The 12441-nt window shown below is 56.5% G+C and carries 11 protein-coding genes and 2 pseudogenes; 5 read left to right on the top strand and 8 right to left on the bottom strand.

Features of this window, described 5'->3' with window-relative positions; genetic code table 11:
- Both H6973_17795 and H6973_17790 read right to left on the bottom strand, forming a co-directional pair.
- Window positions 1-147, bottom strand: coding sequence for a hypothetical protein (locus H6973_17795; GenBank protein ID MCP5127421.1), 147 nt, complete (start codon window positions 145-147; stop codon window positions 1-3).
- Window positions 148-151: 4 nt separating this feature from the next.
- A complete protein-coding gene (locus H6973_17790) occupies window positions 152-1360 on the bottom strand; it encodes an MFS transporter (GenBank protein MCP5127420.1) in 1209 nt (402 codons plus the stop codon).
- 190 nt (window positions 1361-1550) lie between these two features.
- On the opposite strand from H6973_17790, the gene H6973_17785 reads away from it, so the two are divergent.
- The 3 genes from H6973_17785 (at window position 1551) to H6973_17775 (ending at window position 4370) form a co-directional block, all read left to right on the top strand.
- A complete protein-coding gene (locus H6973_17785) occupies window positions 1551-1832 on the top strand; it encodes a DUF4124 domain-containing protein (GenBank protein MCP5127419.1) in 282 nt (93 codons plus the stop codon).
- A gap of 236 nt (window positions 1833-2068) precedes the next feature.
- Complete coding sequence (locus H6973_17780; GenBank protein MCP5127418.1) at window positions 2069-3598, top strand: IS21 family transposase; 1530 nt, start codon at window positions 2069-2071, stop codon at window positions 3596-3598.
- A gap of 16 nt (window positions 3599-3614) precedes the next feature.
- The gene (locus H6973_17775) at window positions 3615-4370 is read left to right on the top strand and encodes an ATP-binding protein (protein MCP5127417.1); all 756 of its coding nucleotides are present in this window, start codon (window positions 3615-3617) and stop codon (window positions 4368-4370) included.
- 444 nt (window positions 4371-4814) lie between these two features.
- Here the strand turns inward: H6973_17775 and H6973_17770 are convergent.
- From H6973_17770 to H6973_17755, 4 genes and pseudogenes are all read right to left on the bottom strand, one after another.
- A pseudogene (locus tag H6973_17770) lies at window positions 4815-4982 on the bottom strand (DDE transposase).
- A gap of 53 nt (window positions 4983-5035) precedes the next feature.
- On the bottom strand, window positions 5036-5716 hold the full coding sequence (locus H6973_17765; GenBank protein ID MCP5127416.1) for an IS6 family transposase: 681 nt from the start codon (window positions 5714-5716) through the stop codon (window positions 5036-5038).
- Window positions 5717-5773: 57 nt separating this feature from the next.
- Entirely contained in the window at window positions 5774-6136 is a 363-nt protein-coding gene (locus H6973_17760) for a type II toxin-antitoxin system death-on-curing family toxin (GenBank protein MCP5127415.1), read from the bottom strand.
- Window positions 6133-6360 carry an AbrB family transcriptional regulator gene (locus H6973_17755; protein ID MCP5127414.1) on the bottom strand — a complete coding sequence of 76 codons (228 nt, stop codon included), beginning with the start codon at window positions 6358-6360 and terminating at the stop codon, window positions 6133-6135. The genes H6973_17760 and H6973_17755 overlap by 4 nt, the downstream gene beginning before the upstream one ends.
- A gap of 105 nt (window positions 6361-6465) precedes the next feature.
- On the opposite strand from H6973_17755, the gene H6973_17750 reads away from it, so the two are divergent.
- Together H6973_17750 and H6973_17745 are read left to right on the top strand one after the other, a co-directional pair.
- The gene (locus tag H6973_17750) at window positions 6466-7587 is read left to right on the top strand and encodes a metal-dependent hydrolase (GenBank protein MCP5127413.1); all 1122 of its coding nucleotides are present in this window, start codon (window positions 6466-6468) and stop codon (window positions 7585-7587) included.
- 113 nt (window positions 7588-7700) lie between these two features.
- A pseudogene (locus H6973_17745) lies at window positions 7701-8875 on the top strand (IS630 family transposase).
- A 35-nt stretch (window positions 8876-8910) separates the two neighbouring features.
- Here H6973_17745 and H6973_17740 read toward each other — a convergent pair.
- Together H6973_17740 and H6973_17735 are read right to left on the bottom strand one after the other, a co-directional pair.
- Window positions 8911-11064: a family 16 glycosylhydrolase gene (locus H6973_17740; GenBank protein MCP5127412.1), complete on the bottom strand. Its 2154-nt coding sequence runs from the start codon at window positions 11062-11064 to the stop codon at window positions 8911-8913.
- A 216-nt stretch (window positions 11065-11280) separates the two neighbouring features.
- Window positions 11281-12210: a tyrosine-type recombinase/integrase gene (locus tag H6973_17735; GenBank protein MCP5127411.1), complete on the bottom strand. Its 930-nt coding sequence runs from the start codon at window positions 12208-12210 to the stop codon at window positions 11281-11283.
- Between the last annotated feature and the right edge of the window lie 231 nt (window positions 12211-12441).

Below are 12441 nucleotides of genomic sequence, written 5' to 3'. Positions count from 1 at the left end.
TCACCAACATCCCGGTAGCTTGGCAAGAAACACGGTCATCGTCATATCCGCCGAGCCGTAATAATTCAGGAGTAACCGCGCCATTGACCCCAGGGCAACGCCTAAGGCGATGACGCCCGCCAAGGTCATTAACGAACGCGCCTTCATCGATTCACGCGCCAGCCCGCACAAGGCGTGGAACCGATCGCTCCCGGATCGGGAGATTGAGCAAGCCGGCAATGACGCTCAAGGCAATAGCGATCATCCAGACCCGGTCATAGTTGCCCGCCAGATCATAGAGGTAGCCGCCCAGCCAGCCGCCGAGGAAAGCGCCCATCTGATGGAACAGGAACACAATGCCGCCCAGCATCGACAGATTCTCCACGCCAAAAAGCGTTGCTACGACACCGTTGGTTAATGGCACGGTGCTTAACCATAAGAGGCCCATGGCGACGCCGAACGCACAGGCGCTCCATGTGGTTACCGGGAACCCGATAAAGAGCGCGATTACGATCAAACGAGCGGCGTAAATCCCGCTAAGCAGCAACGGCTTGGGGAAATGACCGCCCCAGAATCCCGCCAGAAAGGAACCCGCGATATTGAACAGCCCAATCAGGGCGAGCACCGTTGCCCCGGAACTCAGGGCCAAGCCCTGATCCACGAGAAAGGCTGGGAGATGAGTGGAGATGAAAATGACTTGAAATCCACACACAAAGAACCCAAAGGACAGCAACCAGAATCCTCGATGAGTCACCGCCTCGGCGAGAACAGCGCGCAACGGCATGGCGGAATGTTTCGCGCCTTGCCCCGGTTCCATCAGCGCAGCGGACAAGGGCAGCATGAGCACGCTTAACCCCGCCAGCACCAAAAGCGCATGGCTCCAGCCTAATTCCGCAATCATCACATTACTACCAGGCAACAACAGGAACTGGCCAAGCGATCCGATAGACATGGAAACGCCCATCGCCCAGCTCCGCTTCTCCGGCGCAACGACCCGACTGATGACGCCAAAGACCACCGGAAAGGTCGTTCCGCTCAAGCCGACGCCGATCAACAAACCTGCGCTGATCAGTAAGCTCCACTCGGTGGCCGCCAGGCTCATCAAGTAGAGTCCGGTCACGTACAGTAACGCGCCGCTGAGCACAATCCAGCCCGCGCCATGCCGATCGGCTAACCGGCCCGCGAACGGTTGCGCCAACCCCCAAATGAGATTTTGCGTGGCAATCGCCAGAGCGAAAGCCTCCCGTCCCCAGCCCAGATCAACGGACATGGGTTGTAGGAACAGTCCAAAGGCATGGCGAATACCAAGGGAAAGGGACAGCGCCAACGCCCCACTGAAGAGAACAACACCGGGCGTTCGCCACATTCGGGCAGTCGTCATGTCTTGCTCCTGTTCTATTCTGGTTACGAGTGTGATCGCTTACTCTACTCGTCTGCTTGCGAGAGCGGGTTTAGGGGAGAGGGCGGATGCTGACCTACTGGTCATGGTTTTTTCAACAGAGAAACTCTCTCGGGCTGGCGTGTATCAAGCTAGAATAGCGTTTTGTTGAGGCATCCGCGATGGGAATATCATGAAAGATAAGCAATGGGCTGGAATCATGTTATTGAGTCTGTTGGCTACGCCAGCCATGGCCATCAACAAGTGTGTTGAGAACAATGGGCGGATTTTCTACCAGGATGCGCCCTGCCCGGCCAACACCCACGGCGGCGATATGAGCCAGAATGCCAACCAAACCTTTTCTGGAAAAGCCGAACGCCCGGCCATGACCGGCGTGATCCGGGTTTTGCCGGAGAACTCCGAACCGCCGGCGTGCGTATTTCACGGGATGACGGCAGGTCGTTTCACGGGATGACGGCAGGTCGTTTCACGGGATGACGGCAGGTCGTTTCACGGGATGACGGCAGGTCGTTTCACGGGATGACGGCAGGTCGTTTCACGGGATGACGGCAGGTCGTTTCACGGAAGGCGGCAGGCCATTACACGGAAGGCGGCGGGTTGTTTCGCCAATGAGCAGCGACGCAGGTTAACAACTTGTAGGCTGGTTCCTTTTTTTCCGAGGAGGAACTCATGCCGACTGAGAGGTTATCCATGCGCAAGATTCAAGAAGTGCTTCGTTTGCAGGCGGCGGGCCATAGCCAACCACAAATTGCCCGGAGTTGCGGGATCGGCCGTAGCACGGTCGGAGAGTATCTGCAACGCGCCCGACGAGCGGGCCTGGGTTGGCCCCTGCCCAAGGGCATGATGGCCGATGAATTGGAACGACGGTTGTTTCCGCCGCGCCCCGCCGCTGGGTCTGCGGATCGCGGAAAACCGGATTGGGCCACCGTCCACCAGGAATTACGCCGCCCCGGCGTCACCTTGTGGCTCTTGTGGGAAGAGTACAAAGCCACGCATCCCCAGGGCTATCAATACACCTGGTTCTGCCAGCAGTATCGGGCTTGGGTGGCGCATACCGATGTGGTGATGCGCCAGACCCATCGGGCCGGTGAGAAGGTGTTTGTGGACTACGCCGGTCCCACCGTGCCCATCGTGGACCGCATCACGGGTGAACTCCGCCAGGCCCAAGTGTTTGTTGCGGTGCTGGGCGCCAGCAATTACACCTATGTGGAGGCGACCTGGACCCAAGGACTGGATGACTGGCTCATGGCGCATGTCCGGGCCTTTGCATTTTTCGGCGGTGTCCCGGAAATTGTGGTTCCAGATAATTTGAAAACCGGCGTCCAGACGCCGCACCGCTATGAGCCCGACCTCAACCCCAGTTATCTGGAGTTAGCCGCCCATTATGGCGTCGCGGTGATCCCCGCGCGTGTCCGAAAACCGCGTGATAAAGCCAAAGCGGAAAGTGGCGTGCTCGTGGTGGAACGCTGGATTCTGGCCCGCTTGCGCCATCGGACTCTGTTCAGTCTCGACGAACTCAACACGGTCATCCGCGAACTGCGCGACGCCCTCAATCAGCGCGCCTTCAAAAAACTCCCCGGTTCCCGTCAGCATTGGTTTGCAACGCTGGAACAACCGGCGTTGCGTCCCTTACCGGCCGAACCCTACGTGTTCGCGCAATGGAAAAAAGCGCGCGTCAACATTGACTATCACATTGACATCGAGCGCCATTACTATTCGGTCCCCTACCTCCTGGTGCGCCAGGAAGTGGAGGTGCGCCTGACCGCCACCACGGTCGAGGTCTTCCATCAACGTCAGCGGGTGGCTTGTCATCGCCGCCATCCGCAGCCTGGTCGCCATACCACCGTAACCGCCCACATGCCCAAAGCCCATCGGGAGTACGCCGAATGGACGCCCGAACGGTTAGTGCGCTGGGCTCACCAGACCGGCCCCCACACGGCGACTCTAGTGGAACGTATCCTGGCCACGCGGCCCCATCCTCAGCAGGGCTACCGCTCGTGCTTGGGCATCTTGCGTCTGGGCAAAGCCTATGGCGCCGACCGCTTGGAGGCCGCCTGTCAGCGCGCGTTAGCCATTGGGGGACTGAGTTACAAGAGCATCGAGTCGATTCTCAAGCATGGCCTGGACCAGCAACGCCTCCCGGATGCGGGGACTTCGCCACCGCCCATCCCTTCGACCGCGACCCACGCGAACGTGCGCGGCGCACGCTATTACCAATAACCCAGGAGCCTCCGCCATGCTGAAACAACCCCTTCTCGATCAACTGCACACCTTGAAACTCAGCGGCATGCGTCAGGCCTTGCACGAGCAACTCCAGATGCCCGATAGCGATCAGCTCAGCTTTACGGATCGCTTGAGTCTCCTGGTTGATCGCGAACTGACCGAACGCGCGAATCGTCGCCTCCAGTACCGCTTACAGCAAGCCCGTTTGCCCCAGCAAGCCTGCCGGGAAGACCTGGATTACCAACATCCCCGGGGCCTGGATAAAACCCTCATCCAGCATCTGCTCGGTGAACGCTGGCTTGTGGAGCATCTCAACTGCCTGATTACCGGCCCCACCGGCGTGGGGAAAACATGGATTGCTTGTGCCTTGGCTCAGCATGCGTGTCGTCTGGGCTATACCGCGCGCTATGTCCGTTTGCCCCGCTTGCTCCCTGAACTGGCGTTGGCCCGCGCCGATGGCCGCTATCCCAAGCTGCTACGCGAGTACGCTAAAGCACACGTGTTGGTCATCGATGACTGGGGCTTAACACCGCTCACCAGCGAGGGCCGCCGTGATCTTCTGGAAATCCTCGATGACCGGCATCACCGTCAATCCACCCTCGTGACCAGCCAGTTGCCCGTGGCAAGCTGGCACGCCTATCTGGACGAACCCACTCTGGCTGATGCCCTCCTCGATCGGCTCGTCCATAACGCCTACACCCTCAACCTGACCGGAGAATCCTTACGAAAACGTAAAACCCCCTTGACGAACTCCATCACGGAACAGTAAACACTCATCCACTGCGTCGCTGCGCTCCGACCGAGTGAAATACGCTGCCGCCTTCGACTGAACTCGCCGGCCGTCATCCCGTGAAATGGATGGCCGGCATCAGTGAAATACGCACCGCCGGCGCGCAATACAGCAGGACACGCTGGGCAACCCGTGCGCTTGGAAAAAGACGATGATCTCTCAAGGCCAACCCAGTAAAGAACCCCGCCGCAAGCTGCGGGGTATTTGGCTACACTCCTAACCCGGATTATCCATAAAAAAAAAGCGAACCTCATTCAACTCATTGATATAATGAGTGTTATACCAATAACGCTTCGGAGAAGCTAAATGAGGTCACCCATGTCTCAGTCGGTAGTGTTCCAGACATGGTTTTTATACTAAAACCCTGAATTCATACCGATTAATAAAGTTAGGCTCAATATGGATTCCAGTCAGTTGGCGTTGTTAGGCGACCAGCAGTTCCAAGAGAGGTCTGAGCAAGCCTTTGCCCCGAATGCGGACGTTATGCACGAACTGAAAGAAGCCCAGGTAGAGCGGCAGCTTTTCTTGCGAAATTCCTCGATGGGGTCGCAACCAGGAACGCAACAGGGACCAGAAACCCTCAGCGGTATTGGTTCTGTTGCGTTAATTTTTTTCGAGCACGATTGGGTAACCCTTGCAGGTTATTAGGCAGCCAGTGAATAAAATTGTCCTGCGGCGGAGAGATTCGTCCCTTCGGCCATGATCATTTGGCCCTTCTTGATCATGTGCAGGAGTTCGATGCCCCGCAGGGTGGTCCGAGCAGAATGAAAGCCTTTGAACCCCAGCATGGGGCGGACGATCCGTTTAACGGCGCGATGATCTTGTTCCACTAAATTATTTAAGTACTTGTTTTGGCGAATCTCAATGGCGGCGCCCGTCTCCTCCTGGAGTGCATCCAGGGCAGCGGTGTTAGCGCCACTCTTATCGATCGTGACTTTGTCCGGAAGACCGTGCTGCCGTATCGCCTTTTTGAGAAAGCGCAGGGCGGCTTTCTTATCGCGATGCGCCGTGAACAGGAAGTCGATCGTCTGGCCGTCTCGATCAACCGCGCGGTAGAGGTACTTCCACTGGCCTTTGACCTTAATGTAGGTCTCATCCATCCGCCAACTTGTGCCCACCGGGCGCTTTTGTCCTTTGCGGAAAGCCGCTTCCAACTGCGGCGTAAACTTCTGGACCCAGCGGTAGACGCTGGAATGATCCACGTCGACACCCCGCTCCGCCAGCATCTCTTCCAGGTTCCGATAGCTCAACGGATAGGCGAGGTACCAACGGACACTCGTTAGGATGATGTCTCGTTCAAAGCGGTGGCCTCTAAAATCGATCATGCGGGTTCTCAAGTCAGGACAGGGGCCGTGTAGCTTACCGAAATCCGACCCTATCAGCTAACGCAACAGAACCGTTTCGTCGAGCGTCCCAGCGGCCAGCGCCAAAACGGCCTGAGCCGCCTCCGCTTCGGGTGCGGTGAAGCGAGCGCCGTTGAGTTCGAGAAACAAGATGCCGACGATAAAACCGGTGCGCTTGTTGCCATCGATGAACGGATGATTGCGCACGATGCCTGCGGTGTAGGCTGCCGCCAAGTCGAGGAGGTCAGGCGCATCGGCATAGGCGTAAAGCTGTTGCGGACGAGCAAGCGCGGAATTCAGCAAGGCGTGATCCCGCACACCGGGCGCGCCGCCGTGCAGCGCGAGCAAGCGATCATGGAGGGCAAGTGCGTCCCGCGTGTCGATCCAGAGCGGCTCGGTCACTGGGCAAGCACATGGAGCGTGTGGCGATAGCGTTCAATAAGGTCTTCCGCCTTCGCCATTTTCTGTTCAAAGGTCGGATCGTAAGGGGTGAGCTGATAGCCACCGTCCGGCGCTTCGATCAAGAACAGGGCTTGTCCATCTTTCGCCTTCAAGCGGTGGATCACCTCTTTGGGCAGAACGACACCGAGCGAGTTGCCGACTTTGCGAACCTTGAGTTCAACCATGAAAAATTCCTCTTTTGTTGCTACAAGAGTAATAACATTACCGCCCTGCGGCAAGGCGGCGATGGCGGGGAATTCAGCGTGTTTCCCTGCGGTCGGGATAGACCCATGACCCTGGGCACCCATGCCGCCTTTGCCTCCGTGCTCTATCTGGGCGGCGCGACGCTGTTTGGCTACAAGCCCGACTTGATCGGCGGGCTGTTGATCGTGGCCGCCAGCCTCCTGCCCGACATCGATCATCCTCCCGCCAAGATCGGACGGCTGTTCTGGTTCATCGCCGTGCCGCTGGAGCGCCGTTTCGGGCATCGCACCTTGACCCATTCCCTGGTCGCCCTGGGGGCGCTGGCTGTTGTCACCTATCCGCTGGCCTGGATTCAACCGCACTATTGGGGTTGCATCGTGGGCGGCTACTGGTCGCACTTGTGGCTGGATATGGTGAACCTCCGGGGCGTGGATTTGTTCTGGCCCTCGCCGGTGCGGCTGGTCACGCCCGGTAATCGGAACTGGCGGATTCAGGTCGGGAGCAAAGCGGAGATGATCCTGCTAGCCGTGCTGCTGAGTCTGACCGTCGCCTTGTATCCGCTCAGTCACTGGGGCTTTCGGGATGCGCTCCAGGCGGTGCTCAAGAGCTTCGATATTGCCGTGGAGCAGTACACGCGCCAGATCGGAACGCACTGGTACGACCTGGAATTGATCGCATCCGATAATCTGACCCTGGAGCGAGTGCATTGCCGCTGCCCGGTCATGGGCCTGTGGAAAAACGGCTTGATTGTGCTGTATGAGGGAAAACCCCGAGCCGTGGGCAAGAGTCAAGCGCAACACAACCTGTTGCCGGTTTCTGCAAGGCTCATCGAGGGTGAACCGCTGCGCGTGGTTGCTGAGCGAGTCAACATGACAGGCCGGACCCTGCGCGGGCTGATTAACCGGATTGATCCCGACCGTCCCTACTACCTGTTGGGGGAAGTGGAGATTGCCGACGGCAAGACGCCCGCCCTGGCCGGACGGCTGGAGAGCCTGGAACGCTACAACCCGGCGATCTACCAGGGCGGCATCCTTGCCCTCCACTATGCCCGCGCCCAAGAGCTACAGCCGTGGCTGGATCGAGTGGCCGTCCGGGGTGAGGTCGTGGTGCAGTTTTGGCTCAAGCCCGGTGAGGCGGCGGTGACATTGGGGACGGGGGAGGGACGGGAGGTGGAGCGGATACCGGTGCAGTTGCGGCGGTTTCTATAATTCCTTTTCAACCAGTTGGCTAAATCGCAAGTTGGCTACCTAGTGGGCTGACACAGAAGTTTTGACAGGTAGCGGTGGGTGCCCTATGGTTGAGATCAACAGGAGGAATCACCATGGCCCACAAGTATCTGGTTGATCTAACTGAAGAGGAGCGGGAAGACCTGCTGAAGGTCATTCATAAAGGCAAGGCAGCGGCGCGCAAGGTTGCCCGTGCCCATGTGTTGCTGCAGGCTGCGGAAGGGGCGACGGATGAGGCCATTGCCCAAAGCCTTCACTTGGGGATTTCGACCGTTCATCGTACCCGTCAACGGTTTGTCGACGAAGGGTTGCTGGCGGCGTTAAGCGAGCGGCCACGAGTCGGTTTGCCCCCGGCCTTGACCGGCAAACAGGCCGCCTTTCTGGTCGCCTTGGCCTGTAGTACCCCGCCCGCTGGCCGTTGTCAGTGGACTCTCCAATTGTTAGCGGACCGCTTCATGGAACTCCGGCCCATCGAAGCCATTTCCCGTGAGAGTGTGCGGCGCATCCTTAAAAAAACGACCTCAAACCCTGGCAACGTCAAGAATGGTGTATTCCCAGTGTCAGTCCCGATTATGTTTGGCATATGGAGGATGTGTTGGACCTGTACGCCGAACCCGATGATCCTCAATACCCCCAAGTGTGCTTCGATGAAAGTCCGGTGCAATTGACCAGCGAAACCCGCTGTCCTCAACCCGCCCGCCCGGGTCAACCGGCGCGCTATGACTGTGAATACAAACGCGAAGGCACCGCCAATTTATTTCTATTCGTACAACCCTTGCGCGGGTGGCGTCATGTTAATGTCACGAAACAGCGCACCAAACGCGATTTTGCCCAGCAAATGCAGCAACTCGTTGATGTGTACTTTCCGAAGGCGGAGCGAATCCGGTTGGTCGTGGATAACCTCAATACCCACACTCCTGCGGCCTTGTATAGTGTCTTTTCTCCAGAGGAAGCCCGCCGGATCACCCGCAAGCTCGAATTTCATTACACCCCCAAGCATGGCAGTTGGCTCAATATGGCGGAATGTGAGTTCGCTGTTCTCGCCGGCCAGTGTTTGAATCGCCGCATTGCGAACCTCGAAACTTTGCGGAAGGAAATCGCCGCTTGGCAAGGCCCACGCAACCTACGTCAGACCAAAATCCACTGGCAGTTCGGCACCGACTTGGCCCGGGTCAAACTCAAGCGCCTCTATCCTCCCTTGAAATCTTCTGAAACCCCGGTGGACCTAGAAACCTCTGAACCTGTCAAAACTTCTGTGTCAGCCCACTAGTGGGATTCGGTACGACCTCATCCCAGCCTACGGCACTACTTGCAAAACCCTGCTAACGGCACCATAACACCATTATCAACACATGTTGCTCCTGCCCCTTGGTCGTGTGGGACACAAACCGTTACGGTGCCAGCACACTGACCGCCCTTGCCATCCACAGCGATAAAACTGATATAGTACACACGGCCGAGTCCTTCTCCGCTCCGCTCTGCACGCACGAGGGCCGTAGCAGTACCAATTCCACTGCTATCTGGACATGCGTCATTATTTCCTGTTCCAAGCAGTGGTTCATTCTGCTGCACAGCGGTAACAGTAATAGCCACTGAATCTCTGTTTGGATCCGTGACCCCAAGGATTTCTATAGGCACCATCTTGTGGTTTGGTGGCCAGAGTTGCGCCGGAGACGCTATAGCATCCGAACAATCCGGTGGTTCTGGCACTGTCTCAGGACCTGGATCAATCAGAAGAGTGCCACTAAATACTCCGTCGCTGGTAAAAGACAATCCGAATGCAAAAGGGGAGACATTAAATACAGGCAGACCGTCAGAATCGAGTGGAAAGAATCGAACACCGTTGACGTTTGGTCCGAAGATGAAGTCATCTAGACCTGTCAAGAATTGGTCACTAGACCAAACACCGTTTACAAGGTAATTAAGACGCCATGCTGAGACTGTGTCTAGATGTGGAAGCCCGATTGAGTGAAAGAATGGTGAGCTAGTGTCTGCCAGTAGGGTGTATCCGATACCTGGTAATGGATCGAGCAGATATTCTATGCCACTCGCTGCATTCACGAAAAATCTCAATGTATTGTTTGCTGCAGTTGTCGGAACAATGTAGTTGACGCCCAGAACAAGTGGCGTCCCACCGATTACCCCTTCGGTTTCAGTGGCATCAGCGCTAATCTGTAAGCGAAGTAACTCTATGCCGTGATAGTCGAGAAAGTTCCAAGGAGCATTGTCAATATCCATGCGAGCCAAGTTCGCTGGCGGGTCTACTGTCACACTTCCTCCAAGTTGAGTTCCAACCAACGAAATCGCATCCCCATAGAGCCGATAGTTGGTAATCTCTGGGGACGTCGAAAAATTCTGCAAGTTAGCGATTGGCTTAAGTAGACCTAGACCAATAAGCGGAGACAGCAAAGCTGCGGGACCAGGGGCATCGAAGGTTATTGTTCGGAGATTCGCCGTTGCCCCCAAGAGCTGTGCAATCCCTCCGCCAAGAGAATGGCCAGTAAGTGTGATATCTGCGTTGGAATGCTGAGCAGCTATGCCTGCTAAAAAGTCTACTATGTCCACCGTGTACTTGATGAACTGAAGATTTGGAGTTCCAGTTCCAAAGGATGTGTCTCCTAGAAAGTTTTTAATGGTAGTTTCCTTATTACTCTGTGTATCCGTGCCACGAATCGCAATTACAATATGATTGTTTTTCTGGTATGCATTCGCACTGAGGCCATCTATAGTAAGAATATCATCTATGATGCTATACCCGTCTGCTCCAAAAGCAATAGGGCTGTAGGCATCCTCAGCAAGCTTGGCCAGAGTCGTGACGGTAGGGCCTGCCGACACTTTTACTATGTCAGTTATCATTGTCGGCATTCGGTCGTTCCAAACACCGACAGGAAGAGCTACTGATGTGGCATTGTACTTATAATTGGCCACTCTTTTTCCATCAATGAAGAAGCTCACTGTGGTCGGCGTCCAGTTAACCGTGAAATTATGATAAGTGCCCCAGGAAACTGGGATGCCTACATTCAGGAGTTCTGTACCTGTAGAACCAGAAAGCACCAGTGCTCGTATAGAGTTGATAGTTGGGCCAAACCTGGCATCATAGGTATCGAAATAAAAACCAATTGGCGTCAAAAACGAATTTACGCCGAACCCAAATTTCTGGTAATCGCCGCCTAAGCTGATGCGGGCTGTTGCCATGAGCATGTCAGTACCAGGCTGGAAAGTTGCGAGGGAATTAACATCTTTATGATCTGGACCCCCCGATAATTGCAATACACCATTAATCACCTGGATACCGAATGCACCATTAATAATAGTCCATCGGGAGCTATCCAACGCTGAACTGGAAAACTCGTCTAAGAGCAAGGGCGCAGCTAGCGAGTCTCCTGAAGGGTGCATGACTGTAATGGTACAAAGAGCGAGGGCCAAGATTATCTGACGAACAGACCTTCTAACCTCCATTGCCTTTTCTCCTCAGTGCTAGTTCTATGATGCCTACCTGCCTGAAATGGTGCTGATTTCAGTCCTGACCGTTTTCGATTTCAGTCCTCTACACCTACCGAGGCGGCGGGTAAGCCGCGAGGGCGGATAAACCGAAGGCTTTGACAACCGATGTCGACTTGATCCGCGTGATTGTGCAGCGCTTCGCACCGTGCAAGCAGCAGATATGACTGCCGCTCACAACCTCCCCACCACCTGCTCCATCCGTTCCTGCCCCACGTTGGTATAAATCTGCGTCGTGGCGATGCTCTCGTGGCCCAGCAGCGCCTGGATGTCCACCAGTTCGGCACCGGCGTTGAGGAGGTTGGTGGCGTAAGTATGGCGCAATTTATGCGGCGTGATCGGTTTATTAATCCCGGCCTGGCGCACCATGCCCCGCAAGTAAGCCCGCGCCGCCTGGGAGGATGCCGGCGGCTGACCCGGCGCTTTGGCAAACACGCGCTCCCCGCGCGGCTGATCCTTGAGCCAGAAGCCGAATACCTGGCCGAACGCTTCGGGCAACGGCACCCGCCGTTCCTTGTCACCCTTGCCGATCACACGTACCGAGCGGGCTATCCCGTCCACCAGCCGCACATCCGAAACCTTCAGACCCAGCGCTTCCGAGATGCGCAGCCCCGAGTTCAGCAACAACCCAAACAGCAGTTCGTAACGGCGGCGGGTCGCCGTCATCCGCTCGGGGTTCTGGCCGAAGATGTTCAACGGCAGGTTGTTCCGATCCTTCAAGGTCGCCTCCAGCTTCGCCTGCTCCTCCTTCTCCATCCACACCGGCAGGCGCTGGGGGCGCTTGGGCTTGTCGGCCAGATACACCGGGTCGCCGGTGACGATCTCATGGCGCATCGCCCACTTGTAGAAACTGCTCAAAGTGCTCAGCCGCCGGGTGACGATGGCGACGCTGACCTGGCGCTCGCGCAACTGCCAGGCGGCGAATTGTTCCACGTCCACCGCCCGCGCGCGCTGCCAGTCCTTGCCGGCCTCCTGGAGCCAGTCGGCCCAGAGGCCCAGGTCGGAGTTGTAGGCGTAACAGGTCGACGTGCGGTGGCCCCGCGTGTACAGCAGATGCGAAAGGAACTCTTTCCGGGCCTCGTCAAAGACTTCACGGTCGAACATGGCGACGCTGCTCCACCCGCTCCGCGCGATCCTGCTGCGCTCCGGGCGGGCTTGATGATTTTCGGAATTGGTGATTTCCGAAAACCAAAGTTGAAGGTCATTTTCTGCATGATACCCCAAGTCCGCGAAAAATGGGCTATTCGATGAAGGGGTAAGCTGAAAAAAATGCATGATTTCATCATAAACTTTCAAAAATATTTATTTCTGAAAAATAATTCGATAATTGACCGA

It is taken from the genome of Gammaproteobacteria bacterium (genome assembly GCA_024235095.1).
GTDB lineage: Bacteria > Pseudomonadota > Gammaproteobacteria > Competibacterales > Competibacteraceae > UBA2383.
The sequence above is the reverse complement of the archived record's forward strand: the minus strand, read 5'-3'. Positions and strand labels throughout refer to the sequence as shown.

What these genes read in the sequence shown, in the direction of transcription:
- H6973_17775 (MCP5127417.1), top strand. Translation starts at nt 3,615, where the DNA reads ATGCTGAAACAACCCCTTCTCGATCAACTGCACACCTTGAAACTCAGC.
- H6973_17795 (MCP5127421.1), bottom strand. Translation starts at nt 147, where the DNA reads ATGAAGGCGCGTTCGTTAATGACCTTGGCGGGCGTCATCGCCTTAGGC.
- H6973_17790 (MCP5127420.1), bottom strand. Translation starts at nt 1,360, where the DNA reads ATGACGACTGCCCGAATGTGGCGAACGCCCGGTGTTGTTCTCTTCAGT.
- H6973_17735 (MCP5127411.1), bottom strand. Translation starts at nt 12,210, where the DNA reads ATGTTCGACCGTGAAGTCTTTGACGAGGCCCGGAAAGAGTTCCTTTCG.
- H6973_17780 (MCP5127418.1), top strand. Translation starts at nt 2,069, where the DNA reads ATGCGCAAGATTCAAGAAGTGCTTCGTTTGCAGGCGGCGGGCCATAGC.
- H6973_17765 (MCP5127416.1), bottom strand. Translation starts at nt 5,716, where the DNA reads ATGATCGATTTTAGAGGCCACCGCTTTGAACGAGACATCATCCTAACG.
- H6973_17750 (MCP5127413.1), top strand. Translation starts at nt 6,466, where the DNA reads ATGACCCTGGGCACCCATGCCGCCTTTGCCTCCGTGCTCTATCTGGGC.
- H6973_17740 (MCP5127412.1), bottom strand. Translation starts at nt 11,064, where the DNA reads ATGGAGGTTAGAAGGTCTGTTCGTCAGATAATCTTGGCCCTCGCTCTT.
- H6973_17785 (MCP5127419.1), top strand. Translation starts at nt 1,551, where the DNA reads ATGAAAGATAAGCAATGGGCTGGAATCATGTTATTGAGTCTGTTGGCT.
- H6973_17755 (MCP5127414.1), bottom strand. Translation starts at nt 6,360, where the DNA reads ATGGTTGAACTCAAGGTTCGCAAAGTCGGCAACTCGCTCGGTGTCGTT.